This is a genomic window from Limnospira sp. PMC 289.06, assembly GCF_032350395.1.
Classification (GTDB): Bacteria; Cyanobacteriota; Cyanobacteriia; order Cyanobacteriales; family Microcoleaceae; genus Limnospira; species Limnospira platensis.
Genome location: NZ_JARPLC010000021.1, coordinates 1 through 26,425 on the forward strand (window position 1 = coordinate 1; position 26,425 = coordinate 26,425).

Genomic DNA, 26,425 nt, shown 5'->3' on the forward strand with positions numbered 1-26,425 from the left:
TACCTCCCAGGTGGATTACTTTTTCAATACAGCCGCCCCCATTATTCCAGAAGATACCCCCGACCTGTTACCTCCAACGGCGGCTTTACTGGCTCCTGATTTGACTCCTATCTTGGGTAGTGATACCGGATATGCTTTCACGGTTAGCTACTCTGATGACTGGGAAATTCAAGAATCTACTTTGGATGATGCCGATATTCGGGTTATAGGACCATTAGGGGTTCAGCAACTGGCTAGTTTGGTGCGTGTCTACGGTGAGGACAATGGAAACACGCGGAATGCTACCTATCAAATTGCACCTTCTGGCGGCGTTTGGGATGTCTCCGACGGCGGAACTTATACGGTCATAATGGAACCCAATGCCGTTAGTGATGTGGTGGGTAATTTTGTCCCAACTGCCACCTTGGGTAGTTTTACTATTGATTTTGGCACTAATACAACTCAAAATATTGTGTTCCCGGCTGATGCGGGTGTGGTTGATGTTAGGGATTATGGAGCGATTCCTAATGATGGTATAGATGATACTGCCGCTATTCAGCAGGCTATTAATGAGAATGCGGGTCAAAATCGGATTATTTACTTCCCTAATGGGGTTTATGATGTTAGTGGTCAGATTACATACCCTGGTAGTCAAAAGCGCAATATTCTTCAGGGTGAAAGCCGCGATCGCACTATTATTAGACTCCAAGATAATTTGGGTTTTGATACTGCCGTTATTGATACCGGAAATCCACCCGCTCAACGGTTCCGTAATAGTATCAGGGATTTGACTGTTGATGTGGGCGAGGGAAACCCAGATGCGATCGCTATTAGTTTTATCGCCAACAACCAGGGAACTATCAATAATGTTCGCATAGTTTCCCGTGATGGACAAGGTGCGATCGGTCTTGATCTCGCTACCGATGAAAATGGACCTCTACTGGTTAAGGATGTCGAAGTCGTCGGATTTGATGTCGGTATTCGGACTTGGAATCCTACCGCTACTCAAACACTCGAAGGCGTTAAACTTGTTAATCAAAATGTTTATGGTTGGCAGAATTTTAATCAAACTCTGTTTGTGCGAGACTTAGAAAGCACTAATGCCGTTCCCGTCATTTGGAATATGCCTGATGGTTCCAGTGATTTTACGATTATGGATGCTAACTTAACCGGGGTCGGTGCAGCCGCCACTCAACCAGCTATTTATAATCAAAAAGGGATGTATGTTAATAATCTGAATACCTCTGGTTATCAACTCGCTATTCGACAGGATGATAATGGACGAGGTAACTTGTCTCAACCTGATGGTTATGTGGCTGAGTGGATGGCGCATGGTGGCTTTAATACCCTATTTGATGCTCCCAATCAGGCTTTTGAACTGGAAGTTTTGCCGACTCCCGTAGTCCCTTGGGATGATTTATCTGATTGGGTCAGTCCTTTGGCTTTTGGTGGTTTACCTAATGATGGCATTGATGATACCCTGGCAATTCAGGCGGCGATCGATTCTGGTGCTAGTACCGTTTACCTACCTAATGGGGTATGGAATATTGGCGGTAATCTTCAGTTAAGAAATAATCTACAGCGCTTTATTGGCACGGAAGCTACTATTCTAGGTAGTGGCACAATTACCGTCGCTGATGGCAGTGCCGATGTCGTCTCTGTGGAGCGTTTGGAAGCCCCAAATATTACCTTTATTCAAGACAGCGATCGGACTATGGTTATGTCCAATATGATTATTAATCAGTATTTTAATACCAGTCAAGGAACTGGGGATTTATATATTGAAGATATCAGTGGCGGTCCTTGGTCTTTCACTAATCAAAATGTTTGGGCACGTCAGATTAACCCAGAGAATATTCACACTCCCCGCATTAAGAATGATGGCGGTAATTTGTGGATTCTTGGCTACAAAACTGAGGATGAGGGGACATTAGTTGAGACTGTTAATGGTGGAAAAACTGAAGTTTTGGGCGCTTATATCCTCCATGGAGAATTTGGAGATATCCCCGTTTTTATTAATAATGAATCCTCTCTAAGCTATGTCGCAGCCAGTTTCCGAACTTTCAAGGGTGAGCCTTTACCCGCTGTCGGAGTAGAGGAAATTCAGAACCTGGAAACCAGACGAACTGTGGGACTTCCTGGCTACTACAGTTCTACCTCTTTAAATCGCGTTCCCATTAATACCATAGTTGGTACTCAAGGCGATGATTGGCTGAATGGAACAGACCCCAATTCCGCCACTCCGGGACGCGGACAAATAGATATATTGACAGGAAATGGCGGTTTTGATACCTTTGTCTTAGGTGATAGTAATTCTGTTTACTATGATGATGGCATTGATGACCAACCCGGTTGGCAAGATTATGCTCTGATTACTGATTTTAACAATGATGTGATTCAGCTTCACGGTAGCTCAGAAGATTATCGCCTGGCAGATAGTCCCCAAGGTTTACCTACTGGGTTGGCTATCTTCTATAAAGGTGATGTTACTGATGAACTTATTGGTATTGTGCAAGGAGTCAACAATATCAGTTTGAATAGTTCCTCGTTTGTCTATGTGTAATCCCTAATTACAGCATTCCTGGTTTATTGACGGTTGTTCACATAAGAGGCTACAGGTAAAACATGGCACAAACTTATCCTCCTCATCCCCGCGTTAGCATTGGTCTACCTGTCTACAATGGGGAAAATTTTATACAGGAAACTTTAGATTGTCTATTGTCTCAGACTTTTGATGATTTTGAACTGATTATTTGTGATAATGCTTCCACAGACCGGACCGAGGAAATTTGCCGAGATTATGCCGCTAGGGATAAGCGTATCCGTTATTATCGCCATCCTGAAAATTTGGGTGCTGCTAAAAATTATAATCGAACTTTTGAATTGTCTACCGCTGAATATTTTAAGTGGGCAGCACACGATGATTTATATGCTCCCGAGTTTTTAGAACGCTGTGTAGAAGCCTTGGATACTCACCCGTCTACTGTTTTGTGTTACCCTCAAGAATACTGGATTGATGAACAAGGAAATCCGCTGAAATCTCATGCTGATATTCTCAATTTGCGATCGCCAAAACCAACGGAGCGATTTAAACAATATCATGACCTTTGGCAAGAACGTAAGTATATGCCAGGACACATGGTATTTGGGTTAATGAGAAGTGATGAACTTAGAAAAACTCAGCTAATTGGAGATTATATATGGGCAGATTTACCCTTGGCGGCTGAGTTGGCGCTGCGGGGAGAATTTTATGAAATTCCCGAACCTCTTTTCTTTTATAGAGAGCATTCCCAAACCTCACGAGCCATCCGCAAAGATGCTGGTAGTTCGGCTCTTTTGAATTGGTATAACTCTCAGACAACTAGAAAGTTTGCACTCACAAATTGGACGCTTTTATGGGAATATATCAAAGTGATTAATCGGGTTCCTATCAAATTTTCCGAAAAGCTATATTGCTATGGTCAAATGGGTAGGTGGGTCTCTTGGAAGTGGAAAAGGCTCGGTTTTGAGTTGATGCAAGCTGCTGTCCAAGCCCCTAGTGTATATTTCCAAAAAACCCAAAACACTTAAATTGGCTCAAGCCATCAAAGACTTTCCCCCTTTGATGCTCATAACCTATTAATTAAATTTTCGGTTCCATAAACTCTAAAAATAAGTCCACAGTCTCCGGTTTAACCCATCCCTTATTAATAGCCATTTCTCCAAACTTGAGTCCGGTTTTATGTTGGTTTTGTAAAATCATATCAATTTGCTTTTCATTTAATAAAGCCGCTGATTTTAAATAGTATCCTAAAGGATGCTGTTCTCTGTTAAGAGCTAATTCTGGTAACTTCTCAGTGAAAAACTCTATCGTTTCCGGTTTCAGTAAACCTTGAGAATTTAAAATGTCTCCAAAACGCAGGTTTTTTCGGACTCGCTGAGTTTGTAAAACCATCTGTACTTGATCTGGGGAAAGTAAACCCGCCCTTTGTAAGACACGCCCCACAGGTCGATAAATTAAACCCCTAGGCGATTCAATCAATACATTACTAGGAATTTCCGAGTATTGTTTTTTAACCCGGTTTAACCAATGATACTCAGTTAATAGTTGTTTAGTTGCTAATAACATAAACGGCGGAATTGTCTTAGCATAGCGACCAAACAAACGATTGGGTTCTTGAACTAATCGGTAAAACCATTCTAACCCGGACTCTCGCACCCACTCTGGGGCGCGAGTCTGAAAACCAGCATAAACCGGAAATACCGCCCCAATTCCGATCATCACAGCCCGAATTTTGCCGCGATGCTGATGAATAAATTTTTCTTGTTTAGGACATCCCAGAGAAACAAAGACTAACCCCGCCCCACTATTGTGAATTTCTTGGATTAATGCCTCATCTTCGGCCGGAGTCAGGGGGCGAAATGGCAAAGATTTAAACCCCGCGACTTTTAAACGGGGAAATTCATGGCTCATCTTGGTTTGCATTTTTTCCAGCACTTCTGGTTTAGAACCTAAGAAAAAAACGCTGACGTTATATAAAGGTGCTAAGTTACACAGACTAAGGAGCATATCCATTCCTGCTACCCGGTCTTGAGGAATACCTACTTGCCGAATCATCCAGACTAGAGGCATTCCGTCAGGAGTCACCATATCAGCATTTTCTAAGATCCGAGCAAATACAGGATTCCAATAGGCTTCCATCAGCATATGAACATTTGCTACACAAACGACTCGGCTTTGTCGCCGAGAACCCCACTCCAAAATAGTTTCGATTTGGTCGCTGAACTGGAGAGCTGTAATATAAGATCCTACAACTTTAACTTGGCGAATAGGTAAGCTCATAGTTGATATATAACTTGAATATAACTAAGTTTAAAAAAAATCAAGCCATAGGTTTACTGCCAGTATAATCGACTCCATAGCTTTTTGGCAAATCAAGTTTGATTAACTTAGATTGTGATTTGTATCTTTCTTAGGAAACCTGACTAGGCAAATCATGAGGACAATGATATGTTAGTAGGTAAATATTAGCACCTCTAACTATGCTAGAAAAATCTATCTGTCCGGTATGCGGTTCGGAACATCGCCAAGTATTTTGGGAAATGTTGGATATTCCGGTTTTTTGTAATATATTATGGTCGGAGCGTGATGGGGCTATTAATTGTAATCGTGGCGACTTGAAACTGGCTTTTTGTCAAGATTGCGGTTTTATTGATAATATAGCTTTTGATCCAGAACGTTTAGAATATACCCAAGTTTATGAAAATGCTCTGGATTTTTCCCCTCGGTTTCAGCAGTATGCTCATAATTTAGCTACCAGATTAATCAATACCTACAATTTACAGGAAAAGATTATTATTGAGATTGGATGTGGTAAAGGTGAATTTCTTAGCCTATTGTGTGAATTAGGGAACAATCGCGGCATCGGTTTTGACCCGACTTATGTGCCTTTAGCTGACCATGAAGCATTTAGCGATCGCCTGACATTTATTCAGGATTTATATTCGGAAAAATATGCTAATTACCAAGGAGATTTTATCTGCTGTCGCCACACATTAGAACACATACCCACCCCCACAAACCTGCTAAAATCCCTCGCACAAATAGTGGGAAATAAACCAGAAACCGGAATTTTCTTTGAGGTTCCCAATGCCTTAGATATCTTTCGTAATCTGGCAGTTTGGGATATTATTTATGAACATTGCTGTTATTTTGCGCCCGTCAGCCTAGGCTATGCTTTCTCATCCTGTGGTTTTGAGGTTAAACAAATAACGGAGGAATTCCGAGGGCAATTTTTATGTCTGGAAGCCCAGCCTAATCTTGATACCCATAGCACCATTAAACCCGAAACCGAACAGGTTAATCAGTTAGCTAACACCATTGCTGAATTTTCACAAAAGTTTGAGGATAAGTTATCAGAGTGGGAACAAAAACTAGGAGATATGGTTAATCAAGGTCAGCGGGTGGTGATTTGGGGCAGTGGTTCCAAAGGTGTGACATTCTTAAACTTTATGAAAGCCGCCAAGACAGCCATTGAATATGTTGTTGATATTAACCCTCGCAAACAGGGAATGTATGTAGCGGGAACTGGTCAAAAAATTGTCCCTCCTGCATTTTTAGTAGACTATAAACCAGATGTGGTGATTATTATGAACCCTATTTATGAACAGGAAATCACCCAGATGCTAGAGGATCTGGGTTTAACATCCTGTCAAGTGCGCTGTGATGTTTGAGGTTAAATCATTCTAATTTTGGAAGGGTCATTAATCCCCAAGTTTCCAGGTCCCAAATTCATGCTGATATCTAACCAGGGGGAACGGGTAATAGTGGCGCTAGTGGAGATATAATCAACACCAATTTCGGCAACTTGGCGAATAGTTTGTAGGGTAATATTTCCCGATGCTTCAATTTTAATGCGGCTATTATACTGGCGAATAATCTCGATCGCCTCTTGCATCATAGCTAGGGACATATTATCTAACATGATAATATCCGCCCCCGCATTTACCGCCGTTTTCACCTGTTCAATAGTTTCGGTTTCCACCTCAATAGTCAGAGGATAAGGCATAGTTTCGCGAATTAGGGCGATCGCCTTTTCAATACCCCCAGCCGCCAAAATATGATTATCTTTAATCAAAACCGCATCATCAAGTCCCATGCGATGATTTTTCGCCCCCCCGACTTGAATGGCATATTTTTCCAACAGTCGCAGTCCTGGGGTAGTTTTGCGGGTATCCACCAGTTGAGTCGGTAAATCAGCGATCGCATCGACATATTCACCTGTGGAAGTGGCTACCCCACTCAGTCGCATCGCCAAATTTAGGGCTACCCTTTCCCCCATCAACAAAGCATCTAGGGGTCCTTCTAATTGTAGAATTACTTGTCCACGATCGCACTGATCGCCATCTTTAACCGTTGGTTTCACCTGAAGGCGATCGCTTAACAGTTGAAAAACCCGCGCCGCCACTGGTAACCCCGCCACAATTCCTGGGGCTTTCGCCTCCCAATGGGCTGTTCCCCATAAATTTTCCCCCCTCAACAGACCATCAGTAGTGCGATCGCCCCTACCAATATCTTCCGTTAACCACTGTTTTAGCAGAGGGTCTAGGACTATCCAGGGCGGTAAAATTGCTGATTTGGGTTTCTTCATGGGATTTTTCCTTAAAAACTAAAGCCTCCCTCCGTTTATCACTGGAAGGAAGCTATAGTTTATATTAATCCTGGCATCTTGCTATTTTCCCAGGCAGCTACCCGCCAAGTATCTTCGCCGTTTCAGCGTTTCACATCCGAGTTCGGGATGGATCGGTGTGGTTCCACTGAGCCATAGACACCAGGAAAGACTTAAAATCTTTCGAGGTTGCCGGAAACTCGCTCTCGCTGTCGCTCTTGCTTGTTTCCCTCGCACAATTAATAATAGTAGTAGGTTATCAGATATATGTCAACCCCTTTGAGCAAATTTTTGGCAAATTTATGTCAAACCCTCTCCCACAGGGATTTTTCCCGTATCTGGGAATAGTTTATATTTCGGGAATGTTGCCGAAACTAGGCAACTGGGGGGGTAAATTATAAAAATCAGCTAGGCTCCCCGGCTACTGCAATTTTTTGGTAAAATGTTGAACTTCTACGCTCAGATCCAAACTATGTTCCCTAAATGGTTAATAATACACTGGCGTTTATTATTGGTGTTATCAGTTATTGGCGGACTGCTCACGCCATTTGTGCTGAACTTATATATTAACTTGCTCACCCAAACTCGTCGCTATACTGAGATCGCCGATGTTCCAGAAAAACCTGTGGCGATCGTCTTTGGGGCGGGACTTTGGGCTGATGGAACCCCTACACCGATGTTAGCCGATCGCATTCAGGGGGCGATCGACCTGTACAAACTGGGACGGGTTGAAAAGATTTTAATGACCGGAGACAATGGCACTCCCGAATATAACGAAGTGGTGGCCATGCAGCTATATGCGATCGACCAAGGAGTTCCCTCAAACGACATTCGCCTGGACTATGCGGGATTTAGTACCTACGAAAGCTGTTATCGCGCCCGGGAAATTTTTGGCATCGAGACGGCGGTACTAATCACCCAACAATACCACCTACCCCGCGCGGTGTATATATGCAATCGTTTAGGGATTGATGCGATCGGTTTTGGCACACCGGACTGGGGCAAATTTCGGGATGATTCCATGCGATTCTATACCCGCCGAGAACTTCTAGCCGTTGTCAAAGCTGTTGTCCAAGTCCATATTCTTCGCCCTAAACCCACCTTCCTAGGACCCTTTGAGGGAATGTATTAGTCTGATACCTTCCCCAATTGTCTGGAGTTGCGTTAGACTATCGCCAAAGTATAGCAGTCAGATCATATCTGGCTGGTTTTTGGCAGCCTTTACCACCTTTGATGATTGCTTTATTTTCTGCTGTTATCCCCGTTGGGTGCATTGTTATGATTGGTTTTATTGCCGGTAAAACCCTGATTATAGATCGCCAAACCATATCCCGTCTGCTGCTGTATGTTCTGTTTCCCATACTGATTATTGATACACTATATCGGACAAGTCTTACCCCCCAAAATATGGCAGGAATGGGAATAGGGTTTATTTTGACTTATATATCATTGTGTTTGGTAGCTTGGGCGATCGCACGTTATTTAAACCTGTCTCGGTCAACCGAAAAAAGTTTAATTGCCACCACCTCCCTATCAAATGTTGGCAATATGGGGTTATCTGTCACCCTCTTAGCTTTAGGAGAAGCCGGACTAGAAAGGGCGATTGTTTATTTAATCGCCTGGAATTTAGTAGTTTTAATCACAGCGCCAGCTATCATTAAAGGGGGAGGTTGGCAATCATCCTTAAAATTCACCCTCAGATTACCCCTATTTTGGTCAATTATCGCGGCTTTGGTACTTTACGCACTGCCCATAGAATTGCCTTTTAATATTGATAAGGGATTGAATTTAGTAGCGGAATCGGCTATTCCCCTCGGCTTATTATTGTTGGGGTTAGAAATTGCCGAAAGTCACTGGAAAATTAGCCTTTATGAAGTGGGAGCCAGTTTTCTCAGATTAATCGGTGGTGCGATTATTGCCTATGGTGTGGGTTCCCTATTAAGACTCAGTGATTTGGATTTACAGGTGTTAATTTTACAGAGTGCTATGCCGACAGCTATCACGGCTTTTCTGATGGTTAATGAATTTGGCGGCGACCAAGTACGCACCGCCCGCGTGGTGGTAGTTTCTACTATATTATCGTTCCTAACTCTGCCTTTGGTATTATGGGGAATTAAAGCGATCGCCTAAAATATGACCCCCGATTTCATGGCGGAAATTCCGATAATCCCATGGGGTTGTTCAGAGCCGAGTCACAGTTGATCTAAAATATAGCCTGAAGCGATCGCTAAAAATTACCATGTGGAATCAAATTTGCGAACACATAACCACTGCTACCTCCCACACCTTTACAGCTAATAACCCTACTTCTGTAGGTGGTGGCTGCATTAACCAGGGATATCGCCTTAATGATGGCGATCGCAGCTATTTTGTGAAACTCAATAGCGCCTCTCAGGTTGCCATGTTTGAAGCGGAAGCCTGGGGAGTTAAACAAATGTGGGAAACCCAAACTATCCGCGTCCCTAAACCCATTTGTTGGGGTACTGCTGGCAATTCTGCTTATATCGTCCTAGAATGGTTAGAGCTAGGGGGTCGTAGCAATTCTCAGGCTATGGAGAAAATGGGGCGGCAATTGGCGCGACTACACCAGTGGACTCCCCAGCCAGACTATCGGGGATATCAACAGTTTGGTTGGGATATCAACAACACGATCGGATCAACTCCTCAAATTAATACCTGGACTACTGACTGGGGAGAGTTTTGGCGAGATCATCGCATTGGTTATCAACTGAAACTCGCCAGACGGCGGGGAGGAACTTTTGAAAATAGCGATCGCTTCCTTGACAAAATACCAGAATTGTTGTCCGGTCATCACCCTAAACCCGCTTTAGTGCATGGGGATTTATGGGGGGGTAATGCCTCTGTTACCCATGATGGAGAACCTGTGATTTTTGACCCGGCTGCCTATTTTGGCGATCGAGAAGTTGATATCGCCATGACCGAAGTATTTGGCGGATTTTCCCCCGCATTTTATCAGGGCTATAATCAAATTTACCCTTTAGATAAAGGTTATTCTCGCCGCAAAATTCTTTACAATCTCTACCATATTTTGAATCATTTTAACCTATTTGGTGGCAGTTATGGTTCCCAAGCCAATCAGATGATTCAGCAAATTTTACGTTCAAGTGTTTAGTCGCTGATATTCTCAATTTACCCAATGCGCCAAATGCCCGCAGCTATGGCAGCTAATCGCTTTTGCCGAGACTCAATTTTATGTTCATCCCAGGTATCATAATGTTCGGCGATCGCTTTAGTAATTTCAAAATTACTCTGGGCATAAACATCCCGCTTAGTCCCATAATCCTGATTGCCAACTTCACGGTTTTTAGTCGCTTCGAGGGGGGTCATATTACCGAGGCGGTAGATTAAGCGTTCCTGTTTACTTTCCTCGATATAAGCCCAGGCATCCGAGGGATTTTCCGGGAGAATATGCTCTAAATTATAGGTGGAACTCTCAAAATCAAACGCTTTCCCGGAGCGCTGTTTCTCAATTTCAAAGAGAATATAGCGGACAATTTTCTTATGGCGAGTATCCGTAGTGCGGAGTTCTTTTTGAGTAAAAGCTCCCTTAAACTGATGATCATCTGGATACACAACACCCAGCGCCGCCAAAACTTCCTCAGCAGTCTTATAGTGACCATGGGAAACCTTCACAGCAATCTCATTATACAAACGTTCTTGTTCATAGGTCTGCAAGTTGCAAATAACATTATAGCGAAATGAAATCACAGCGATCGCTTTCAGAATGCGGGTAAAGGCATCTCTATCGTTGTCAAAAAATTGATGATAACAAGCTAACAGTATTGCCAAAGGCTGACGCACACGAAACATTAACAGTTGCTTTAAGGCTTGTTTTTCATCGGGTTTCCAACTAGCATCATATGGGTCTCCAAGACTCGCATAAACCCCAGCATCATGCTCCAAACTGCGGACTAAGCCAAAGGCATCTTTACGGCTTTTCACCTGTCGTCGAATGATTTTGAACAGATCATATTTACGGACAAGTCTATGGCGACTATTCCAAAAAATACGCAGAAATTCCGGGAAACTCTCACTACCCAATAAACCCACAATCCGCTCCCATTTATCTTCGAGGCTACGCATTTCTATATCATGGGTATCTGCGTTACTAATGAGTGAAAATAAATAGTTTTTGAGTAGATCCGTGGCGGAAAGACGCACCCCTCTGGCGTTAAGAGTTTCAAAAACCTTAAAAGCGTTCAATTCATCTGTAACGGTGATCACAGTAAAAAAGAGTTTGTCTACTAGGGAATCAATAAAAGCCGCAAAATTTTGTCCACTATCAGATTGATTTCCCAGTCGGAGTCTGATTTTTTCTTTAAACCAAATAAATGCTTGGCGTAGTTGATGTTCAGAGGCTTTTAGACCTCGTTGAGGGAGGGGTTCTAGGGGGACTAGGTAGGTTTGATAAAAACGATCATTATGGCGATTTAGTCTGAGTTTTGATTGGGGAATGAGGGTGACAGGATCGACATAACCAATGTAGCTATTTTGCAGTTGGTATTGGCGGCGACTGTTGTTGAGTGCATCCAAGTCCGCCTTCACTAAATCTTGTAAATAAGACAAACCAGCCAGGATCATAATACTGATGGTAGTCATTCGTTGTTGACCATCAATAATATCGAAGTGTTTGCTATCAGATGATTGTAGCACGAGGTAGCCCATATAATGAGCGGGTTCGCTATCTTCTTCAAATAAAGCAGTCAGATCTTGCCACAGGTCGTCCCATTCGTCATTTCCCCAGGAATAGTCACGCTGAAAGGGAGGTACATGATAGATTAAGCCATTACCCAGAAGTTGGCGGAAGGTGGTGTTGGTGGTGTGGAAATTTAGGGTTGCCATGATTAATTATCACCTCTGGCTGATGATTAAATTCGGGTAAATGGGCGCAGAATAGATGGGATTAACTTTTATGGGAAAATCCCTGTTTTAATTCGATCGCACATTCGGCTAGTGCTTCCTGTCCTTGACTGATAAATTTGGCTAAATTAATGAAAGCATGAATGGTTCCTGAATAGCAAGATATTTTGACGGGAACTCCGGCTTTTTGGAGGCGATCGCCATAAGCCTGTCCTTCATCCCGTAGGGGGTCTAATTCCGCAGTGATAATCAAAGCGGGAGGCAAATTTGATAAATCTTCGGCTAACAGGGGGGAAGCATAGGGATTATTTTTATCAGCAGGGTTGGTGATATAAAAACTACACAAATGCCTAATATCATCGGTTCTCAGAAAGTAATTTTCGGCAAATAGGCGGCGAGATTCGCTGTCAATTTCTACCTGAGTTATAGGATAAATTAACAATTGATAAACTAGGGGGGCTAGTTTTTTATCTCGCCGTTTTAAGGCTACCACCGCCGCTAAATTTCCCCCCGCACTTTCTCCCCCCACCGCAATGCGATCGCTATCCCAGTTGTAAGTTTTAGCCTGATTAAACACCCACTCCGTCGCGGTCAAACCATCCTCAATGGCGGCTGGAAATGGATGTTCTGGTGCGAGGCGATAGTCTACTGAGACAACCACACATTCTGCGCCATTGGCGAGGCTGCGACAAATACTATCTACCATGTCTAAATTACCGATTACATAACCGCCACTGTGGAAATAAACTAGAACCGGAAAGGGTTGGTTTCCCTTGGGGGTGTAAATGCGGATTGGTAATTCTCCACCGAGACCCGCAATGGTGCGATTTTCGACTTTGGCGATCGCTTCCGGTGGGTGACTGGCTTTAACAAACATCTGATTAAGGTTTCTCAATTCGGCGGGTTCCATGGCACTAATTGGGGGGTGATTAGATGCTGATACATGATTGAGAAATGATTGGGTTTCGGGATTAACTGAAGGGTTCATTTATTGATTTATATTCAATACATAATTGCCGGGCATCAGGACGGTTTTCGGCTACAAATTCATGGCGATTTATTTCGGTCAAGCCGCAGGTTTTAAAGGCTGATAATTCTGCCTCAGATAAAGGCCATGGGGGGCCGTCCGGTGCGGCTTCGGTGTCACGAAATCGGGTAATTAACAATAAAATACCATCGGGAGCTACCAGATTGGCGATCGCCTTAATTGCTTGGGATCGGACTTGTAAAGGCATGGATTGAGTAATCCTAGATTCGAGTACAAAATCGAACTTTTCTCGCCAATTATGATCGGGGTCTAACAAGTCGGCGACTGTATAATTTACCTGAGAATTGGGAAACCTTTCGCGACACCAAGCGATCGCTGTTGGAGAAATATCAAAAGCTGTCACCTGAAAGCCAAAATCTGCTAAGGCTTCCGCATCATCTCCTAACCCGCAACCCAACACTAAAGCGGTTTTATTATCATCCTCAATTGCATGATTTTCTAGCCATTGTTGCAGTTGGGGATGAGCCACCAATGTGGCCCAAGGAATCAAAGACGGATCGCCTTGGGATTCAGCATAAAGGGTTTCAAACCATGCGGTAGGATGGGATTGAGAATTTTCGACCATTTCGATAATTTTTTGCCTGAGATTGTTAGGAGGAACTAGAGACATGGGTTAACTAAGACTATAATGGAACATTGATTAAGTATGGATATTTACGATTATAGCCTATCAGTGTGATTCGGGAGGTCTCAGGTTATGATATTTACCTGGATTTGAGGGGATTTCTCTTAATACAATTCTCAAATCCTACTATAATGCTATACTATACGGGTATTTTACAAGGCTAGTTATGACTATAAAACTTACGGTTTCTTCAATGGTTTGTGATGTTTGTGCTAACAGTGTAACCAAGGCTATTCATACTGTTGATAGTGATGCTACTGTCAATATTGACTTAAATACAAAGGTGGTGACTGTGGAAGCAACTGCTTCTGAGTCGGCGCTAAGGGCGGCGATCGCTAAAGCTGGTCATACTACAGAATCATAGGATTTATAGAGGGTTTTGGGAATCCCATAAATGACAGGAAACAAAATGTCCGGGGTTAATTTCTCGCAATTGGGGTTCCTCGACCCGACAGCGATCGCCAACTAATTTCGCCGAGGGACAGCGGCTATAAAATCGACATCCACACGAGGGTAATAAAAAGCTGGGAACATCTCCTTTCAGGATAATTCGTTCCCGTTTGGCTTCGATTTCTGGGTCGGGAATAGGAACAGCAGAAAGTAACGCTTTAGTATAGGGATGAAGGGGATAATCATAGACAGAATTGCACTCCCCTATTTCCACTATTTTACCTAAATACATGACTGCTACCCGGCTGGAAATGTAGCGGACTATACTTAAATCATGGGCGATAAATAGATAGGTTAAATTCAGGCGTTTTTGTAGCGATCGCATTAAGTTAACCACCTGTGCTTGAATAGAAACATCCAAAGAGGCGATCGGTTCATCACAGACCAAAAAATCCGGGTCAACTGCTAAAGCCCTAGCTATAGCTATTCGCTGTCTTTGACCACCCGAAAACTCGTGAGGATAACGATTAATAAATTGGGGATTCAGTCCCACTAATTCTAATAACTCTTGCACTCGATTAATCAGGGATTCACCCTTAGCTAATCTATGAATTAATAGGGGTTCCCCAATGATTTTTTTTAGGGTCATTCGCGGATTTAGGGAAGCGTAGGGGTCTTGGAAAATTATCTGCATTTGGCGGCGCATGATCCGCAACTTTTGGGCATCTAATTTAGTCAGATCAATATCATTAAAATAAACCTGGCCACCTGTGGGAGTTTGAAGCTGTAAAATCGCCCTACCTGTAGTGCTTTTCCCACAGCCAGACTCCCCAACTAAACTAAGAGTTTCACCCCGTTTTATCTCAAATGTTAAACCATCTACTGCCCTAATTATCCCTACCTGTTTCTGTCGAAATATACCCCCACTGACTGGAAAGTGTACCTGCAAATTCTCAACCCTTAATAGGGTATCTGTTTCTGGCTTACTGGGGTGTGTTTTGGCAACCATCAGGTATCAAAAATTCCAAGAAAATAGATAGATTTTAGGTAGCATAAAATCATCCTTTTGTCAAGTCATGGTTTAACCCAACAGGCGACTTGATGATGGGTGGCGACTAATTCTAAAATCGGATCTTCCTGAAAACAACGGTCGATCGCATATTGACATCGAGGCGCAAAGGGGCAACCTTGAGGATAGTTAATCAAATCTGGGGGAGTCCCTGGGATAGCCGGGAGAGTCTCTCCCATGTCGCGGTCAGGACGGGGGAGGCTTTTTAACAATCCCATTGTGTAGGGGTGACGAGGATGCTTATAGAGTTGATTAACGGGCGCTTCTTCGACAATTTGACCTGCATACATGACTAAAATGCGATCGGCAAATCTCGCCAAAAGTGCTAAATCATGGGTAATCCAAATTACCGCCATTCCCATTTCATTTTGCAACTGTTTAATCATCTCAATAACTTGGGCTTGCACAGTTACATCTAAGGCGGTTGTCGGTTCATCAGCAATTAATAATTGTGGATGACAGGCTAATGCCATAGCAATCATAACTCGCTGTCGCATTCCCCCAGAGAATTGATAGGGATAGCTACCAAGTCGGCGTTTTGCTGACGATATACCGACCTTTTCTAAAAGGGCGATCGCCTGTTGTTGTGCCTCTAATTTAGTAGCCCCAGAATGCACTTGTATAGCCTCAGTAATTTGTTTACCAATAGTTAAAACCGGATTTAAGCAAGTCATCGGGTCTTGAAAAATCATCGAAATTTTGTTACCCCGAATCCTTCTTAATGCCGATTTATTGACTTTAAGTAAATCCTGCTTCTCAAACCAAATCTCTCCCCCAGAAATCCGGCCAGAATTGGCAGAAATTAGCCGCAAAATTGATAACACTCCCGCACTTTTCCCCGAACCCGATTCTCCGACAATGCCAAGAGTTTCCCCAGCATTAACATGATAGGAAATGCCATTAACAGCCTTAACTACCCCATCAGTCGTGATAAAACGAGTTTCTAAATTTTTAACTTGTAGCAGTGGTGATATCATCATTAAAAATTGATTTACATATCTTTTTTTAACCTAGGCTTAGGCTTAGGTTTGGGTTTAGGCTTAGGTTTAGGCTTAGGTTCCGGTTCCGGTTCCGGTTCCGGTTCCGGTTCCGGTTGAGAATTGCGAGGCTTAGGCTTAGGCTTCGTTTCTGGTTGCGGTTGCGGTTGCGGTTTAGATAAGGGTGACAATTCATATTCTTGGATATGTTTACTAATCCTAAAAACCTGTTCATCTGTGAGATATGCGGGAGATTTCGATATCATCGATATTAAATCTGTCATACTCGTTAAAACTGGCACAGAACAATTTTTAGCCCCCACCCATTTAGCTATAGGAAAAACCACCGGCGCAGTAATACAATCAGTAGGTAAGTCAGGTATTTCTGAAAAAATCCACCGCTGAAACATCTGTTGATGATAAAGACTTTGGGAAGTAGGACTGTTAGATACAGGAACCCACTGGGAACCCTCACGCCGTTTCCAGTTATCTTGATTAGCCGCCAAGGAACCCTTCCAGGTTTTCACTTCAATTAAAAAAATACCTCGGTTCCCAATCACTAGCAAATCAATTTCTGTTAAACTGCCAGAAGTAGCAGGAATCAGGGCATTTTTAAATAATACCCAATTATCAGGAAAGGTCATCAGCAACAGAGCAATTAAATTTTCCCCTAAACTACCCTTAACTTGATTTCGGATTTGCTTAAATTCAAATACTCCTGCGCCTATCATCCCCAAGAAACCACCACCCAAACCCTGACTAGCTTCCTCCCGTTGGCTGGATACTTTGCGATTAATATTTTGCTTAAATTTAGCTTTCAGAGATGGCGACTGCTTTAGAACTTTCATAAAATTAATTCTCACCCTGGTTAAACTTCACAAAATAGGGGGCTAACTTAACCCCCCAAATGATGCTTAATTAAGCATTCAGCTTAATGACACGACTGTAATCATTTCTGACCCGGTTTTCGTAAGCATTGCGTTTTTCGGCATCTTCATCACCATAGAAGAAAGAAAGCAAGGCAAAACGTCGCCCTGATGTCACATCAGTAGCCTCGTGCATGGTCGAACAGGAAAAGATGACAGCATCCCCTGTGGCAGGTTTATACAAATGGGGTGCGTGTTCAGGAAATCTTAAACAACCACCTTCGTATTCTTCAGCATTAAGGTTAATAGTCATGGCAAATCGCCGATGCAATGTTCCCCCAGTGGTGTTGTCTCGATGGGGTCGGAAAAAGCCCCCTGATTCACTATCATAGCAGCCTATTTTGTAGCATTCACGGCGAGTTAGCTGGAATTGAAAGGCTTGCAGAATTTCGGGAAATACCCGGCGCTGCATAATAGAATCGATGTAATTTTTAACGGGTCCGTCCTGTATAAAGTGATCGCGCCGTCGCTTGAAACTGGGGTCAACATAGCCGACGGTTTTTTCTCCTTCTCTTTTCATGAACCCTGATTCATCATTACCTTGAGTTTCCCAAATATGGATGAGTTCCCGACAGAAACGTAAATCCAAAACTTTAGGGATTAGCAACACAGGAGCCTGCATTTTGATGAGGCGAGGAGGTTCTTGGGCGACTAAATCTTGAATTTCTCCTAGGAATTTTTGGGTAAATTCTTCGAGGGGATGTAATGGGTAAATTTTGAGAATGCGAAGATTGCGATCGAGCAGGAAAGCGACACGGTTATAAACGATGGTGTTGCTATTTTTGCCGTCGCAAATATAGGCTCCGTATTTGGTGCTAACTTCTCCTTTGAAATCGGAGAGTAAGGAATAATTAAGGTGATGATTTTCGGCGAAGGTTTTGCGAGTTGAGGGGGGGTTGAGACTGATGCTAAAAATCTGAAGATCAAAGCGATCGCACAGGGACATAATATCTTGCAATCGACAAGCGATTTTTTCGCATTCTGAGATTTGATCCCCTGCATAAAATACTAACAGAATTGGTTTCCCAGCATGGGAACGGAGGACAATATTTTTGCCGTTGGAGTCCGGTAAACTGAACCAGGGAGCCGGATCGCCTACGGTGAGAATAGAAGTAGAATGAACCATGACATCAAAAGAATAAACTCCTAGATATTTTTGACCTCAATCAAAGAGGTGATCACAAAATCGACTCAACTGGTGACGTAAATATTAGGGCATTGGTTCCCAAAAATGTATTTACCAATGGGGATGAGATGTAAAGAATTGTGTAGCATGGTCAGCCGATATAGGTCTTTGGAAATAGTAGCCTTGAGCATATTCACAACCGAGCGATCGCAATTGTTCCAATTGTTCAGGGGTTTCTACTCCTTCGGCGATCGCATCTAAATTTAAAGCCTATGCTAACATCAAAATAGTTCTGACAATTGCCAAATTTTCCACCTCTGTGGCTTCCCCAATATGAGCAATAAATGAGCGGTCAATTTTCAGGACATCCACGGGAAAACGAGGTAAATAACCCAGGGATGAAAACCCGGTGCCAAAATCATCAATACTTAACTTGATTTGCAAATTCTTTAACTGATGAAGGAGGCGAATAGTAGCTTCCACATCATCCATAATCACGCTTTCGGTAATCTCCAATCGTAAGCCACTGGGGTCAATGCCCGAATCTTGAATAATTCCCTGAATTTCAGTAACTAAATCAGGGTGAATAAACTGTCTGCCCGATAAATTCACGCCCACAATAATCTGACAATCAGATTTTAAAGACTGCTGCCAAATTGCCAATTGATGACAAGCCTCTTGCATAGCCCAGCGACCAATAGGAATAATTAATCCGGTTTCTTTAGCGACTTTTAAAAACCGTTCTGGTGTCACCAAGCCTTGACGAGGATGCTGCCAACGTACTAAGGCTTCAAAACCGACGATTTCCCGAGTTGTTAAGGAAATGACAGGTTGATAATACATGACAAATTCCCCACGGGTTACGGCTAAACGCAGGTCAGTTTCTAATTGCAGGCGATCCAAGCCACCCACCTGCATAGTGCGTTCAAATACTTGATATCGAATATTTTTGAGAGACTTCGCCCTCAGCATGGCGGTGTTACCATTACGGAGTAAATCTTCGGCGCGAGTTTCGGCTGTATCGGCTAAAGCAATGCCAATACTCACGGTTTTAAATACCTCATGACCATTGAGAATAAAGGGATAAGTTAAGTCTTTTTGGATGCGTTCAGCCACGATGGTCGCATTATTTACTGATTGTAAATTCCTCAGCAAAATGGCAAATTCATCAGCGCCCAAACGTGCTATAGTATCCCCTAATCGGACAGAATTTTTTAGTCTTTCTACTAATTGGAGGAGCAGTTGATCACCGGCTAAGTCTCCTAAGCTGTCATTAATTAGGCGGAAATTATCAACATTAATAAATAATACGCCACAGATAGATTTATTCCGTTGAGATTTGGCGATCGCTTGTTGAGTGCGATCGAGAAATAGGGAACGATTAGGCAATCCAGTTAAGGAATCATGAAGGAAGTTATGAATTTGTTTATAAGCAATTACCCCAGTGGCGGCTAAAGTCAGGGCTAAAACCGGAGAAGCTAGGGGAATCCAAGCATTAAACAAAAACAGGACGTAGGTAGTGCCAAAAATTGTGAATATCCCTAGGAAAAAGTACAATCCTTGCATTCCTGGATGGTGGATACGCCAAGCCAGGAAACCGCCACAAATTCCCCAAAGACTCAACCAGATAATTTCTACCCACTGAGGCACAAACCAGAATAAATTAGAGGTCTGAGAATTACCGGAATCTACCCCTAAAATCTGACTAACTATATTGGCATGAATAAAAACACCTGGCATTTTCGGTGCTGTGGATTCACTGACACTATAGGGGGTAAAAAATTCGTCTTTAATACTGGGTGCAGTGGCTCCGATTAAGACAATATTATCATTAATTAAATCCGGGGAAACTGTACCGGCTAAGACTTGGCTCAAGGTGACGACGGGGGCGGGTTGAACTGCCCGATAGTTGAGCAGGATTTGATAACCGCGATCGTCAATATTGGAGTAGCCCCCATTATGAGACCTTAAAGGCACAAATACCCGATTATTTAACTCCATATATTCGGGCTTTTTGTGATAATTTTTGGGTTCGATATCCTCAAATTTGAGATAATGTAATGCCAATCGTAAACCGAGGGAAAAAAAGGTATTTCCCTGGGATTCAGCAAATAACAGTTGGCGGCGCACTACCCCGTCTGGGTCGAGAATTAGGTCATTAAAGCCAATTTGCTTGGGTGGTAGTTGAGGAGGGGGGGGAATACTGGGATTGTCGGGGTTGCCAATTTTGGTAATGCCAAATATATTAGGAGCCTGGAACTGTTGACCTAGTTCGGCGCTACCTGGTGGGTGAGGTAGATCCCGATATATATCTAAACCGATCGCCCTCGGTTGATGCTGTTGTAGGTTAGCTAAAACTTGGGCTAATACGGCATCGGACATAGGCCATTGTTCTTGGGCGGCAATATCTGATTCGGTAATGGCTACAATCAAAATGCGGTCATCAGGTTCCGATTCGGGTCGGAGGCGAACTAACCCGTCAAACAACCTCAATTCTACTGGTTGCAAATCTCCCCTGAGTTTAATCCCAGTTAGTAATAAGGTGCTGGTGAGGCTAATAATCAACCACAATGGGGGAGTAATTCGTAAGACCAGCAATCGCCATTGAGATAGCCGTGACCATTGGGAAGCAGAGTTGTGACGCAGCATTAATCAGCAGAAATGGACTACCCCATTCTATCATACCCAATTTAGATGGGGCAGTTCTCTAGCTTCTATAGACAGAAAGTGGTTGGATAGTCTAATAATAGTCTAATCAAGGATGTTTCTGGTTTAAAGTCATGGTAGGTCAATTTCCAATTCCAGTGGTGGTCAATGGTGCTGGCGGTAAAATGGGTCGCGAGGTGGTCAAAGCGGTGGCTGCTGCACAGGATATGACCCTGTTGGGGGCGATTGATAGAAATCCGGCTTATCTGAATGAAGATGCTGGAACCTTGGCGGGGATGGAACCTTTAGAGATTCCCATTACAAACGATCGCGAAGGAATGCTGGCTATGGCGGCCCAGGAAAAGCAGCCAGCGGTGATGGTGGACTTTACCCACCCAGAGTCAGTATATGACAATATTCGGGCGGCGATCGCCTATGGTGTCCGTCCGGTGGTGGGGACTACTGGGTTAAGTGAAGCCCAAATTCAGGATTTGGCCGAATTTGCTGATAAAGCCAGCATGGGATGTTTATTGATTCCTAATTTTTGCATTGGCATTGTACTTTTACAACAGGCGGCGATCGCTGCTTCTCAATATTTTGACCATGTAGAGATTATTGAGTTACACCATAATCAAAAGGCTGATGCACCTAGCGGCACGGCGGTTAAAACTGCCCAAATGTTGGCAGAGTTTGGGAAAACCTATAACCAAAGCCAAGTTAAAGAAACCGAACAACTACCCGGCGCTAGAGGTGCGATCGCTGATGAACAAATCCGCATTCATAGTGTACGTTTACCTGGTTTAATTGCTCACCAAGAGGTAATTTTTGGGGCGGCTGGTCAAATTTATACCCTCCGCCACGATACCACCGATCGCGGTTGCTATATGCCCGGTGTCTTGCTGGCAATTCGTCAAGTCTTATCCCTGAAAAGTTTGGTGTATGGATTAGAGAAAATTCTCTAATCGTGGATAATGGATAATGGATGATTAATGACTACCCGCCCCTGGATTGTGTCTCAGATTAGGCATTGCTCATATTAGGCGTTGATTCTATGCTAATTCCACTCACCCGTCAAACTTTCCATGAACTCGTCCCGGCTGTGGCTACTAGCGAACAGTATCAACACTGTTGGGGGAAACCATCGCAATTTATCAGAAGATTGTTAGTGTCCGCTGTGGGGACGTTAATTCTCGCCTTAGTGGAGTTATCAGTACAATTTGAAGGCCGGCAAATTTTGTTAATTCCTTTGGTGATGTTTGCTTTATATTGGCTGTGGGGTCCCATTTGGGACGCTAGTATACGAAATCGCCAGTTTCGCAAATATCCCTATTGTGGATTTTGGCAGGGTAAAGTTTTGGATTATTATATTTCCGAAGCGGTAACTAATGAGCAGGAATCTGTTAACTCTAAGGGTGATTTAATTATCATTGAAAACTTAGAGCGGCGGATTAATGTAGAAGTGGGGGATAAGACCGGGTTTGTGGTGAAAATTGAAGCCCCCCTTAACCGCAACCATAAACGACTTAGTCGGGGTCAGGTGGCGGTGATGTTGGTAACTTCCTATCTGGATGACCTCAGCAGCATTAATGAGGTATCTGATGTGTATATTCCTAGTCAAAATATTTGGGTGGGGTCATATCCCTATTTACGGCGGGATATGTTTATGGAAATTACCCGGGAGATGCGATCGCGTTATGGCCGTCCCCAATCGCGATCGCCTCGTCGGACTCCCTCTCCCCGTCAGCAAGCCTATGATTAACCGCCTCCTGACTCATTTCTGCCGTAGGCTTGCCAAGCTAGGTCTACCAAGCCATTAACTATGGCTACAGCGACCACTGAACTACCCTTGCGGCCGTCTATACGGATATGAGATACCATAGAATCATTTAAGCGCGATTTGGCTACATCCGCCCCCACAAACCCCGATGGCGTAGCAATGACTAAGGCGGGTTTAATTTCCTCAGCCTCAATTAAATCTACTAACCCTGATAGGGCCGTTTGTTCCTGACCCACGACAAAAATTCCCTCTGGATAACGTTTGGCTAGGGTTTGAATACCCCAAGCTGTGCGACTTTTTTCCCGTTGGGGTCGAGTCACCGTGTCCAGGGAACAGTACACTGGATTAGCAAAGGTTGACAAAATTTGGGGAGTGATACCCACCTGCACCATGGGTACATCTACTATAATTGTAGTACGGGCAGCTAGAGCCGCTGCTCCGGCTTGCAGGGCTTGGTCTGAAAAGCGCACAAGGCTTTTATATTCAAAATCGGCCGTGGTGTAAATCACCCGCCGGACAATTTCGTACTCTGCGGGAGAAAACACATGAGTACCGATTTCGCGATCGATGATACCCAAACTTTGGGCATCGGTGATATGCCATTCCATCCTGACTCGCCGCTGTTGGGTGTCCTATAATTGGTTCCGGTGTTAGCCAGAACCACAGTGGCGCTGGTTGCGCCTCTTTATTATCGGTTATGGGGGTATCTTATCAAAGATTTGCGATTTAGGGCAGTTTTATCGATAACTTTATTAAGGACATGGCTGGCTCTGGTCAAGTATTGCAAAAATTAGCTTTCTGTCGGCTAGGGGGGAAATACTTATGTTTAAGGTGGGTGAAGTATCTGATATTTTGGGAATTAATCCACAAACGATTTATTTTTATGAACGGAGAGGATTAATCCCTTCTCCTCAACGGAATGAGGCGGGTTATCGCCTATTTACTCAGGAGGATTTGCAGAGAATTGGCTTTATTATTAGGGCGAAGTCTTTGGGCTTAACTTTGCTGGAGATTAAGGATATTTTAGAACTGAAAAATCAGCGATCGCTTACTTGTCAGGCTGTTTATGAACGTTTGAATTGTAAACTTACTCAAATTCGCGATAAAATTGACCAATTACAGGCCTTACATGATGAATTATTGCCCCTAGTGCAGGAATGTCAGACTAATCTCGATCGCACTAATTCCCACCAACAATGTGTCATCCTAGATAATTATAGCCACAAACATCCGCCTACCCCTTGACATTATACCTAAGTATAAGCTCTACAATAGTCGGCATCAGTTATAGTTCAGGAGAACTCAAATCATGACTGCTGTCAAAATCGAAGTCCTAGGGACTGGCTGCAAAAAGTGTCAGCAACTAGAAGCCAACGCTAAAGAGGCGATCGCCTCCCTAAATATCGACGCGGAAGTTTTACACATTACCGAACCCATCAAAATAGCTGAACGAGGAGTTATGAAAACTCCCGCCTTGGTGATTAATGATGTGGTAGTCAGTCAGGGGAAAGTAGCCACCCCTGAACAGATCCAAACTCATCTCAAACCTTAATTTAAGTCTATACCCTAGGAAACCTGGTGCGTTGGGATTATCCCATCTCATTATACCATGTCTTGCCGAAAATTGCCCACAATTTTACCCTTTCCACCAGGTTTTTTTTATACATCTAAACTGCGGAAAATCGCCCGGAGTAAACACATGAGAATTTCCACTTTTTGGCAGGAACAGTGGCAGCCTCTCGCCTTCATTATCGCTATATTTTTACTGTGCTTTTATCTCCCTGTAGAAGCCATACAACAGTCGGAAAGGCTACAAAATGCCTTCTGGGAGTCTCTTTATCTAGTCCGCTGGTACGCTCAAGAACACGTTTTGCTGTGTCTAATTCCGGCGTTTTTTATTGCGGGTGCGATCGCCGTTTTCATTAGCCAAGACTCAGTAATGAAATATCTGGGAGTCAAGGCTAACCCTTGGCTGGCTTATAGTGTCGCCTCTGTATCCGGTACGATTTTAGCAGTTTGTTCCTGCACTGTACTCCCTTTATTTGCCGGAATTTACCGCATGGGGGCGGGTTTGGGTCCGGCGATCGCTTTTCTGTACTCAGGACCCGCCATTAACGTTCTAGCCATTATTCTCACTGCTAGAGTTTTAGGATGGCAATTAGGTCTAGCCAGGGCAATTTGTGCCATTATTTTTAGCATTATTATCGGCTTATCAATGCAGTGGTTTTTCCGCCATGAAGAAATCGAAAAAGTCAAAGCCGCTTCCCTGTTGTCTGAACCCGAAGAGACTCGCCCCTTATGGCAAAATGCCGTATTTTTTGCCGTCCTGGTCGGTATCCTAGTTTTTGCTAATTGGAGTCCGCCAGATGTTAATACTGGTTTGTGGTATCTTATCTATTCCTTAAAATGGTGGATAACTGGCTTGTTTGGTATCGCCTTGGCTGCCATTTTAGTCGCTTGGTTAAATCTCAACCTGGGAAAAGTTTTGTTAATTGGTGCTGTCACTGTGGTATTATCATTACAGTTCCATCAATACCCTTTGATTGCCTTTAGTTTTGCCGTGGTCGGTTTATCTTGGTTGACCAGTACCGATAAAAATGAGGCGGGAGAATGGTTTGAGTCTTCCTGGGATTATGCTAAACAAATTTTACCCCTATTATTGCTAGGGGTATTAATTGCGGGCGCTTTATTAGGTCGTCCCGGTCAGGAAGCCTTAATTCCTTCTCAATGGGTCGCTACGGCGGTGGGTGGTAATTCCATTTGGGCGAATTTTTTTGCGGCGATCGCTGGTGCTTTTATGTATTTTGCTACCTTAACAGAAGTGCCCATTTTACAGGGATTAATTGGTAATGGTATGGGAGACGGACCCGCCTTGGCTTTATTATTAGCAGGTCCGGCTTTATCCCTTCCTAATATGCTGGTTATTCGTAATATTATCGGCACCCAAAAAACTGTCGTCTTTGTGGCGCTGGTCGTCGCTATGGCTACCATTAGTGGTATCATCTATGGGGGGATTATGGCGATGTTTTAAAACTTGATGCCTACCTGACGGGCTGCTACAATATATCTAAAGATATATTCGGCTAATTCTACATGATTTTCCGCTTCGGCGGCGGAATTAGCCCAGACTGTCACCCCATGATTACGAATTAACAAAGCCGGGACTTGCGGGGGTTCTTGGTGAAAGCGATCGCTTATTTCTTTAGCAATTTTGGGAACCTGTAAATGGTTTTTAAAAACCGGCATAAACACCTGGGGATTTTCCTCCCACACCCCCAAACCTTTTAACATCTCAATCGGAGGTAAAGGCAATTGGTCTCCTTCCACAAAATTAGTCACCAATTTCGCCTCAACCGAATGGACATGATAGCAGGCTTTAGCATCAGGAAAACAGGAATAAATCGCCTGATGGATACTCGTTTCCGCTGAGGGTTTATTCTCAGGCTTAGGGGTTTCTAGCAATTCCCCCGTGAGAGAAACCCGCACAAAATCATCCGCCGCCAATTTCCCCTTTTGTTTACCACTAGCAGTAATCCAAAAACTGCCATCTTCCACCCTAGCCGACAAATTACCAGCCGTCCCAGCCATCCATCCTAGCTGATAAAATTGGCGAGATGCTTCAATTAAAGATTCACGGGGGTCTGTATTCATTACATTATCCATTATCCATTAATTACCGGGTGGGTGGGGACAGGTTTATTAATATGGTCGGTGAGAGGGACAGGTTTATTAATATGGTCGGTGAGAGGGGCGGGTTTATTAATATGGTCGGTGAGAGGGGCGGGTTTATTAATATGGTCGGTGGGTCTTCTAATTAACTGCGGAACCCGCCC

At 43.5% G+C, this 26,425-nt stretch carries 23 protein-coding genes, 1 rRNA gene and 1 pseudogene; 12 read left to right on the forward strand and 13 right to left on the reverse strand.

Features of this window, described 5'->3' with window-relative positions:
- Both P5674_RS06980 and P5674_RS06985 read left to right on the forward strand, forming a co-directional pair.
- Positions 1 to 2,542 (forward strand): glycosyl hydrolase family 28-related protein (locus P5674_RS06980; RefSeq protein WP_315669890.1); only part of this gene is annotated, 2,542 nt, incomplete at its 5' end.
- Between the two features lie 62 nt (positions 2,543 to 2,604).
- Complete coding sequence (locus P5674_RS06985) at positions 2,605 to 3,549, forward strand: glycosyltransferase family 2 protein (RefSeq protein WP_062945738.1); 945 nt, start codon at positions 2,605 to 2,607, stop codon at positions 3,547 to 3,549.
- 52 nt (positions 3,550 to 3,601) lie between these two features.
- Here the strand turns inward: P5674_RS06985 and P5674_RS06990 are convergent, their stop codons facing one another.
- Positions 3,602 to 4,801 (reverse strand): WecB/TagA/CpsF family glycosyltransferase, encoded by a 1,200-nt coding sequence (locus tag P5674_RS06990; protein ID WP_062945737.1) that lies wholly within the window; start codon positions 4,799 to 4,801, stop codon positions 3,602 to 3,604.
- A 200-nt stretch (positions 4,802 to 5,001) separates the two neighbouring features.
- Between P5674_RS06990 and P5674_RS06995 the strand changes: the two genes are divergently transcribed.
- Positions 5,002 to 6,192: a class I SAM-dependent methyltransferase gene (locus P5674_RS06995; protein WP_014275425.1), complete on the forward strand. Its 1,191-nt coding sequence runs from the start codon at positions 5,002 to 5,004 to the stop codon at positions 6,190 to 6,192.
- Positions 6,193 to 6,194: 2 nt separating this feature from the next.
- On the opposite strand, the gene nadC is transcribed toward P5674_RS06995, so the two are convergent.
- Positions 6,195 to 7,109: a carboxylating nicotinate-nucleotide diphosphorylase gene (gene nadC, locus P5674_RS07000; protein WP_014275424.1), complete on the reverse strand. Its 915-nt coding sequence runs from the start codon at positions 7,107 to 7,109 to the stop codon at positions 6,195 to 6,197.
- 68 nt (positions 7,110 to 7,177) lie between these two features.
- Positions 7,178 to 7,294, reverse strand: a 5S ribosomal RNA gene (gene rrf, locus P5674_RS07005).
- Between the two features lie 275 nt (positions 7,295 to 7,569).
- On the opposite strand from rrf, the gene P5674_RS07010 reads away from it, so the two are divergent.
- From P5674_RS07010 to P5674_RS07020, 3 genes are all read left to right on the forward strand, one after another.
- Positions 7,570 to 8,259 carry a SanA/YdcF family protein gene (locus P5674_RS07010; RefSeq protein WP_014275422.1) on the forward strand — a complete coding sequence of 230 codons (690 nt, stop codon included), beginning with the start codon at positions 7,570 to 7,572 and terminating at the stop codon, positions 8,257 to 8,259.
- Between the two features lie 101 nt (positions 8,260 to 8,360).
- Positions 8,361 to 9,257 (forward strand): AEC family transporter, encoded by an 897-nt coding sequence (locus P5674_RS07015; protein ID WP_315669895.1) that lies wholly within the window; start codon positions 8,361 to 8,363, stop codon positions 9,255 to 9,257.
- Positions 9,258 to 9,366: 109 nt separating this feature from the next.
- Positions 9,367 to 10,260 carry a fructosamine kinase family protein gene (locus P5674_RS07020; protein WP_315669891.1) on the forward strand — a complete coding sequence of 298 codons (894 nt, stop codon included), beginning with the start codon at positions 9,367 to 9,369 and terminating at the stop codon, positions 10,258 to 10,260.
- Positions 10,261 to 10,277: 17 nt separating this feature from the next.
- On the opposite strand, the gene P5674_RS07025 is transcribed toward P5674_RS07020, so the two are convergent.
- From P5674_RS07025 to P5674_RS07035, 3 genes are all read right to left on the reverse strand, one after another.
- Positions 10,278 to 11,990: a DUF262 domain-containing protein gene (locus tag P5674_RS07025; RefSeq protein WP_014275419.1), complete on the reverse strand. Its 1,713-nt coding sequence runs from the start codon at positions 11,988 to 11,990 to the stop codon at positions 10,278 to 10,280.
- Between the two features lie 61 nt (positions 11,991 to 12,051).
- The gene (locus P5674_RS07030; protein ID WP_315669892.1) at positions 12,052 to 12,996 is read right to left on the reverse strand and encodes an alpha/beta hydrolase; all 945 of its coding nucleotides are present in this window, start codon (positions 12,994 to 12,996) and stop codon (positions 12,052 to 12,054) included.
- Positions 12,980 to 13,666 (reverse strand): class I SAM-dependent methyltransferase, encoded by a 687-nt coding sequence (locus P5674_RS07035; protein ID WP_315669893.1) that lies wholly within the window; start codon positions 13,664 to 13,666, stop codon positions 12,980 to 12,982. Before P5674_RS07035 ends, P5674_RS07030 begins: the two co-directional genes overlap by 17 nt.
- Positions 13,667 to 13,847: 181 nt before the next feature.
- Between P5674_RS07035 and P5674_RS07040 the strand changes: the two genes are divergently transcribed.
- Positions 13,848 to 14,045 carry a heavy-metal-associated domain-containing protein gene (locus P5674_RS07040; RefSeq protein WP_062945732.1) on the forward strand — a complete coding sequence of 66 codons (198 nt, stop codon included), beginning with the start codon at positions 13,848 to 13,850 and terminating at the stop codon, positions 14,043 to 14,045.
- Positions 14,046 to 14,048: 3 nt separating this feature from the next.
- Here P5674_RS07040 and P5674_RS07045 read toward each other — a convergent pair whose 3' ends face one another.
- From P5674_RS07045 to P5674_RS07065, 5 genes and pseudogenes are all read right to left on the reverse strand, one after another.
- Positions 14,049 to 15,080, reverse strand: a complete 1,032-nt coding sequence (locus P5674_RS07045) for an ABC transporter ATP-binding protein (protein WP_014275416.1) — start codon at positions 15,078 to 15,080, stop codon at positions 14,049 to 14,051.
- A 65-nt stretch (positions 15,081 to 15,145) separates the two neighbouring features.
- Positions 15,146 to 16,120 carry an ABC transporter ATP-binding protein gene (locus tag P5674_RS07050; RefSeq protein WP_006619652.1) on the reverse strand — a complete coding sequence of 325 codons (975 nt, stop codon included), beginning with the start codon at positions 16,118 to 16,120 and terminating at the stop codon, positions 15,146 to 15,148.
- An 11-nt stretch (positions 16,121 to 16,131) separates the two neighbouring features.
- Positions 16,132 to 16,965 carry a nuclease-related domain-containing protein gene (locus tag P5674_RS07055; protein ID WP_014275415.1) on the reverse strand — a complete coding sequence of 278 codons (834 nt, stop codon included), beginning with the start codon at positions 16,963 to 16,965 and terminating at the stop codon, positions 16,132 to 16,134.
- Positions 16,966 to 17,035: 70 nt separating this feature from the next.
- Positions 17,036 to 18,169, reverse strand: coding sequence for a redoxin domain-containing protein (locus P5674_RS07060; protein WP_014275414.1), 1,134 nt, complete (start codon positions 18,167 to 18,169; stop codon positions 17,036 to 17,038).
- A 111-nt stretch (positions 18,170 to 18,280) separates the two neighbouring features.
- Positions 18,281 to 20,818 (reverse strand): annotated as a pseudogene (locus P5674_RS07065) (EAL domain-containing protein).
- Between the two features lie 131 nt (positions 20,819 to 20,949).
- On the opposite strand from P5674_RS07065, the gene dapB reads away from it, so the two are divergent.
- Together dapB and P5674_RS07075 are read left to right on the forward strand one after the other, a co-directional pair.
- Positions 20,950 to 21,777, forward strand: coding sequence for a 4-hydroxy-tetrahydrodipicolinate reductase (dapB, locus tag P5674_RS07070; protein ID WP_006619656.1), 828 nt, complete (start codon positions 20,950 to 20,952; stop codon positions 21,775 to 21,777).
- 89 nt (positions 21,778 to 21,866) lie between these two features.
- Complete coding sequence (locus P5674_RS07075; RefSeq protein ID WP_006619657.1) at positions 21,867 to 22,574, forward strand: hypothetical protein; 708 nt, start codon at positions 21,867 to 21,869, stop codon at positions 22,572 to 22,574.
- On the opposite strand, the gene P5674_RS07080 is transcribed toward P5674_RS07075, so the two are convergent.
- Positions 22,571 to 23,200 (reverse strand): precorrin-8X methylmutase, encoded by a 630-nt coding sequence (locus P5674_RS07080; RefSeq protein WP_006619658.1) that lies wholly within the window; start codon positions 23,198 to 23,200, stop codon positions 22,571 to 22,573. The two genes, P5674_RS07075 and P5674_RS07080, sit on opposite strands and share 4 nt — an antisense overlap.
- Positions 23,201 to 23,414: 214 nt before the next feature.
- Here P5674_RS07080 and P5674_RS07085 point away from each other — a divergent pair, with 214 nt between their 5' ends.
- The 3 genes from P5674_RS07085 (at position 23,415) to P5674_RS07095 (ending at position 25,623) form a co-directional block, all read left to right on the forward strand.
- Positions 23,415 to 23,837 (forward strand): heavy metal-responsive transcriptional regulator, encoded by a 423-nt coding sequence (locus P5674_RS07085; RefSeq protein WP_152088403.1) that lies wholly within the window; start codon positions 23,415 to 23,417, stop codon positions 23,835 to 23,837.
- Positions 23,838 to 23,901: 64 nt separating this feature from the next.
- Positions 23,902 to 24,144 (forward strand): thioredoxin family protein, encoded by a 243-nt coding sequence (locus P5674_RS07090; protein ID WP_014275411.1) that lies wholly within the window; start codon positions 23,902 to 23,904, stop codon positions 24,142 to 24,144.
- A gap of 57 nt (positions 24,145 to 24,201) precedes the next feature.
- Positions 24,202 to 25,623: a permease gene (locus P5674_RS07095; RefSeq protein ID WP_216646505.1), complete on the forward strand. Its 1,422-nt coding sequence runs from the start codon at positions 24,202 to 24,204 to the stop codon at positions 25,621 to 25,623.
- Here the strand turns inward: P5674_RS07095 and mtnB are convergent.
- Positions 25,620 to 26,243, reverse strand: a complete 624-nt coding sequence (mtnB, locus tag P5674_RS07100) for a methylthioribulose 1-phosphate dehydratase (protein ID WP_014275409.1) — start codon at positions 26,241 to 26,243, stop codon at positions 25,620 to 25,622. The two genes, P5674_RS07095 and mtnB, sit on opposite strands and share 4 nt — an antisense overlap.
- Positions 26,244 to 26,425: the final 182 nt, after the last annotated feature.

Bases quoted from the DNA above. Each gene is read 5' to 3' on its own strand.
- P5674_RS06985 (WP_062945738.1), top strand. From the start codon at position 2,605: ATGGCACAAACTTATCCTCCTCATCCCCGCGTTAGCATTGGTCTACCT.
- P5674_RS06990 (WP_062945737.1), bottom strand. From the start codon at position 4,801: ATGAGCTTACCTATTCGCCAAGTTAAAGTTGTAGGATCTTATATTACA.
- P5674_RS06995 (WP_014275425.1), top strand. From the start codon at position 5,002: ATGCTAGAAAAATCTATCTGTCCGGTATGCGGTTCGGAACATCGCCAA.
- nadC (WP_014275424.1), bottom strand. From the start codon at position 7,109: ATGAAGAAACCCAAATCAGCAATTTTACCGCCCTGGATAGTCCTAGAC.
- P5674_RS07010 (WP_014275422.1), top strand. From the start codon at position 7,570: ATGTTGAACTTCTACGCTCAGATCCAAACTATGTTCCCTAAATGGTTA.
- P5674_RS07015 (WP_315669895.1), top strand. From the start codon at position 8,361: ATGATTGCTTTATTTTCTGCTGTTATCCCCGTTGGGTGCATTGTTATG.
- P5674_RS07020 (WP_315669891.1), top strand. From the start codon at position 9,367: ATGTGGAATCAAATTTGCGAACACATAACCACTGCTACCTCCCACACC.
- P5674_RS07025 (WP_014275419.1), bottom strand. From the start codon at position 11,990: ATGGCAACCCTAAATTTCCACACCACCAACACCACCTTCCGCCAACTT.
- P5674_RS07030 (WP_315669892.1), bottom strand. From the start codon at position 12,996: ATGAACCCTTCAGTTAATCCCGAAACCCAATCATTTCTCAATCATGTA.
- P5674_RS07035 (WP_315669893.1), bottom strand. From the start codon at position 13,666: ATGTCTCTAGTTCCTCCTAACAATCTCAGGCAAAAAATTATCGAAATG.
- P5674_RS07040 (WP_062945732.1), top strand. From the start codon at position 13,848: ATGACTATAAAACTTACGGTTTCTTCAATGGTTTGTGATGTTTGTGCT.
- P5674_RS07045 (WP_014275416.1), bottom strand. From the start codon at position 15,080: ATGGTTGCCAAAACACACCCCAGTAAGCCAGAAACAGATACCCTATTA.
- P5674_RS07050 (WP_006619652.1), bottom strand. From the start codon at position 16,120: ATGATGATATCACCACTGCTACAAGTTAAAAATTTAGAAACTCGTTTT.
- P5674_RS07055 (WP_014275415.1), bottom strand. From the start codon at position 16,965: ATGAAAGTTCTAAAGCAGTCGCCATCTCTGAAAGCTAAATTTAAGCAA.
- P5674_RS07060 (WP_014275414.1), bottom strand. From the start codon at position 18,169: ATGGTTCATTCTACTTCTATTCTCACCGTAGGCGATCCGGCTCCCTGG.
- dapB (WP_006619656.1), top strand. From the start codon at position 20,950: ATGGTAGGTCAATTTCCAATTCCAGTGGTGGTCAATGGTGCTGGCGGT.
- P5674_RS07075 (WP_006619657.1), top strand. From the start codon at position 21,867: ATGCTAATTCCACTCACCCGTCAAACTTTCCATGAACTCGTCCCGGCT.
- P5674_RS07080 (WP_006619658.1), bottom strand. From the start codon at position 23,200: ATGGAATGGCATATCACCGATGCCCAAAGTTTGGGTATCATCGATCGC.
- P5674_RS07085 (WP_152088403.1), top strand. From the start codon at position 23,415: ATGTTTAAGGTGGGTGAAGTATCTGATATTTTGGGAATTAATCCACAA.
- P5674_RS07090 (WP_014275411.1), top strand. From the start codon at position 23,902: ATGACTGCTGTCAAAATCGAAGTCCTAGGGACTGGCTGCAAAAAGTGT.
- P5674_RS07095 (WP_216646505.1), top strand. From the start codon at position 24,202: ATGTCTTGCCGAAAATTGCCCACAATTTTACCCTTTCCACCAGGTTTT.
- mtnB (WP_014275409.1), bottom strand. From the start codon at position 26,243: ATGAATACAGACCCCCGTGAATCTTTAATTGAAGCATCTCGCCAATTT.